The sequence below is a fragment of the Streptomyces sp. 8K308 genome (assembly GCF_004348315.1).
Classification (GTDB): Bacteria; Actinomycetota; Actinomycetes; order Streptomycetales; family Streptomycetaceae; genus Streptomyces.
Genome location: NZ_SMKC01000516.1, coordinates 1 through 3,573 on the forward strand (window position 1 = coordinate 1; position 3,573 = coordinate 3,573).

Here is a 3,573-nt window from a genome sequence, read left to right on the forward strand (position 1 = left end):
CTGCTGGGCGGAGGGGTGCACGCCGGGCCAGACGGGGGCCGGCGCGGCGGGCGACGCCGGGGTGGCGCCGGCCCACGAGGCGGGCGCGGCCTGGCCGGGCGCGCCGACGGCGCGGCGGTCGGTGCGGCTCTCCGGGCCCTCGGAGTCGAGGAGTTCGACGGCGTGCCGGCCCAACTGGGCGATCAGCGGCCCGGGCAGCCAGGGCTCGCGGGAGCCGTCGGGGGTGGTGAGGCTGAGCAACTCCGGCAGGCCGAACCGCCGCTCGGGGTCCTGGTGCAGGCAGCCGGAGATCAGATGGCGCAGCCCCTCGGGTATGCCCGCGAGGTCGGGCTCCTCCTCGGCGACGCGGTACAGCAGCAGGTGCACGCTGGTGTCGAGCGTGCCGAACGGCGTCCGCCCGGTGCTTGCGTAGGCGAGGAGCGAGCCGAGGCAGAAGATGTCGCTGGCCGGGGTGACGCGCTCGCCCCGCACCTGCTCGGGGGACATGAAGCCGGGGGAGCCGATGGTGGCGCCGGTGCGGGTGAGGCCCCCGTGGTTGGCGTCGAGGGCGCGGGCGATGCCGAAGTCGATGACGCGGGGGCCGTCGATGGTCAGCAGCACGTTGGACGGCTTGAGGTCGCGGTGCACCAGGTCGGCGGCGTGGATGTCGGTGAGGGCGCGGGCGAGGCCGTTGGCCAGCAGGCTGACGCTGCGCTCGGGCAGCGTGCCGAAGTCGCGCGAGACCACCTCGTGGAGGGAGGGGCCGGCGACGTAGCCGGTGGCGACCCAGGGGCTTGACGCCTGGGTGTCGGAGTCGAGCACGGGCGCCGTCCACTGCCCGCCGACGCGCTGGGCGGCGGCGATCTCCAGCGCGAAGCGCCGCCGGAAGTCCGGCTCCTGGGCGAGGTCGGGCTTGATCGTCTTGACGGCCACCGTGCGGCCACGCTCGGAACGGGCCAGGTACACCTGGCCCATGCCGCCCTGGCCGAGCCGGCCGAGCAGCCGGTACTGGCCGATCCGTCGAGGATCCTGTGCCGTCAGCCGATCCATGTGGAGCAGATCCCCCCGAAGATGACTCTGGTTGCCCAACCGAGGATAGAGGCGAACACCCGCTCCGCCCATGGCGGTCACACGCGCACGGGCGCGAGGCGACGGCGCTGGGACGAGGTGCGGCGGTGCGGGGCCGTGACGGCTCGGCCCCGCACCCGCTGGTCGACCGACGTCGGTGCCGGGCCTGTCACCGGGGGGTCGGCCGCGCCTCGGCGTGCGCCGCCGCCTCGTCCGCCAGCGTCTCCAGGGCCTCGGAGAGCCTGGTCAGGGCGGCGAGCGAGGCGGCGAACTCCGCTGGACCGCCGAGCGCCTCGGTCAGTCGCTCGGCGAACGCCGTGTGCCCGGGGCCGATCCGGGCGATCGCGGCCCGGCCCTCGTCGGTCGCGGCCAGCAGCTTGGCCCTGCGGTGCGCCGGGTTGGGCTCGTAGGCCGCGAGCCCGCGCTCGACCAGCAGGTCGGCGACGCGCTGCACGCTCTGCCGGGTGATGCCCATGACCCGGGCGACGCCGGACACCGGCAGCGGCTCGGTCAGCACCGCGCCGAGCACCTGCCACCAGGCAGCGGTGAGGCCGGCCGGCGCGGCGAGCCGGTCGGCGACGGCCAGGAACTGCCCGTTCAGCCGGAACGAGGTGATCGCGGCGCCGGAGAGCAACGCCGGCGGGGTCGGCGGGGTCGGCCGCTCGCCGGCCCGGCTCATCCGGCGGCCGCCACGATCGGGTAGGCGCTGGCGTCGGAGTGCTCGTAGAGCCGGAACCAGGCGTCGAGGACGTCCGGTTCGAGGGCGCCGAGCCGGGCGAGTATCTCCCGGCCGAACGCGACCTGGTCGGTGGGCCCGGCCGTGATCACGTCCCGGTCGGTGACCGCGTCCGCCTCCCGGTAGTGGGCGGCGCCCGCGTAGCCGCTGAGGGCCAGCACCTCGGCCGCGGCACCGGTGTGGTCGCGGTCGTCGAGCAGGCCCTCCTTGGCCAGGCCGACCGTCGCGCCGCAGATCGCGGCGACCGGCACGCCGGCGGCGAGGAAGTCGCGCGCGGCGCGGGCGAACGGCGCCAGCTCGTCGCCGGTCAGCCAGCCGTCGGCGCCGGGCAGGATCAGCAGCTCGCTGTCGGCGGGCCGCAGTTCGTCGAGGGTGAGCTCGGGCAGGATCCGCAGGCCCCCGACCGTGGTCACCGGGGCAGGCCCGGAGCCCACGGCCCGGACCGTGAAGCCGCGCCGGGCGAGCTCGGCGATGGCGTGGCCCGGCTCCCAGTCGGCGAGGGTGTCATAGACGGCGATGTGGACGGTTCCGCGTGTCTCGTTCATGGCAGCAGACTGTCATAACGACAAGATGCTGTCAAATTGGCGGCGCAGCGGTAGGCTGGGCTGCCGTGATTCGACGCAGCACCTTGCGGGAGCAACTCGCCGACGCCCTGCGGGAGGAGATCCTGGCCGGTCGGCTCGGCCCGGACGGCGAGTTCACCGTGCGCGAGATCGCCGAGCACTACGGGGTCTCGGCGACTCCGGTGCGCGAGGCCCTGGTCGACCTCGCGGCCCAGGGGCTGCTCGAGGTGGAACAGCACCGGGGCTTCCGGATCAAACAGTTCTCGTTGGCCGACTTCCGGCACATGATCGAGGCGCAGGCGCTGGTGAACGACGGCATACTCCACCGCCGACCTCCTTTAAACCGGTGGGACGCGCTGCCCGAGGCCTTCACCTCCATCCGCCGCCGCGCCACCGCCGCCCGGCAGGCCGCCATCGCCGGCGATTTGGACATCCTCATCGCCTACGACCTCCGCTTCTGGCGCGAGCTCGACGCGCTGCTCGGCAACCCACACATCGGCGAGTTCCTGGACCGGCTCCGGGTGCGCTGCTGGGCCTTCACCGTCCCCCACCTGCGGCGCCAACGGGTACTCGCCGGCCGGCTGTGGGCCGGCCACCCGGACCTGGCGGACGCCGTCGAGCGCGGCGAGGTCGAGGAGACGGAACGACTGCTCGGCGACTACCGGGACCACGCGCTGGCGCTCGCGGCCGAACTCACTACCCTTGCCGTACCGCGTCACCCGGACCGAGAGTGAGCCCATACGTGGCCTGTGACCTGTGGCTGGTCCCCCTCGTCGATGTGCTGTGCCACAGCCCCGACAACCCCTTCGCGGAAGAACTCGCCGAGTACGACCGGGCGTTGGCCGAGGCCGGGCTGCCGCCGGTGCCCGTGCAGGGCTATGTGCCCGGCACGTCGGGCGACGTCGCGCCGGTCGCCGGCTTCGACTACGCGGCGCTGCACCTGCTGCGGCGCGCCTACCTGCTCCAGCTCAGCGGCCTGCCGGTGACGCCGGCCGAGCAACTCGACGGCGACTACCAGCAGCTGCTCGAGATGTTCGAGTCGGCGGCCCAACAGGCCCACCTCGTCTGGCACTTCGACCACGCCGGCTGCTACCTGCCGGTCGACTTCCCGCGCCCGCTGGTCAACGAGACGCTGCTGGCCGGCGGCGGGCCGCTGGGATCGAGCCACGGCCTGCTGCGGGAGCTCGAGGTGGTGGCGCCGGTGCTCGGCCTCGACCCGCGCAACCC

General features: G+C 74.3%; 5 protein-coding genes. 2 read left to right on the top strand and 3 right to left on the bottom strand.

Features of this window, described 5'->3' with window-relative positions; all coding sequences use genetic code 11:
- The 3 genes from E1265_RS35000 to E1265_RS35010 form a co-directional block, all read right to left on the bottom strand.
- Window positions 1-1,029 (bottom strand): serine/threonine-protein kinase (locus tag E1265_RS35000; protein ID WP_132934984.1); only part of this gene is annotated, 1,029 nt, incomplete at its 3' end.
- A 187-nt stretch (window positions 1,030-1,216) separates the two neighbouring features.
- Complete coding sequence (locus E1265_RS35005; RefSeq protein ID WP_132934985.1) at window positions 1,217-1,726, bottom strand: helix-turn-helix domain-containing protein; 510 nt, start codon at window positions 1,724-1,726, stop codon at window positions 1,217-1,219.
- Complete coding sequence (locus E1265_RS35010; RefSeq protein ID WP_132934986.1) at window positions 1,723-2,328, bottom strand: DJ-1/PfpI family protein; 606 nt, start codon at window positions 2,326-2,328, stop codon at window positions 1,723-1,725. The genes E1265_RS35005 and E1265_RS35010 overlap by 4 nt, the downstream gene beginning before the upstream one ends.
- Window positions 2,329-2,396: 68 nt before the next feature.
- Here E1265_RS35010 and E1265_RS35015 point away from each other — a divergent pair, with 68 nt between their 5' ends.
- Window positions 2,397-3,080, top strand: a complete 684-nt coding sequence (locus E1265_RS35015) for a GntR family transcriptional regulator (RefSeq protein ID WP_243741334.1) — start codon at window positions 2,397-2,399, stop codon at window positions 3,078-3,080.
- Window positions 3,081-3,088: 8 nt separating this feature from the next.
- Window positions 3,089-3,573 (top strand): hypothetical protein (locus E1265_RS35020; protein WP_132934987.1); only part of this gene is annotated, 485 nt, incomplete at its 3' end.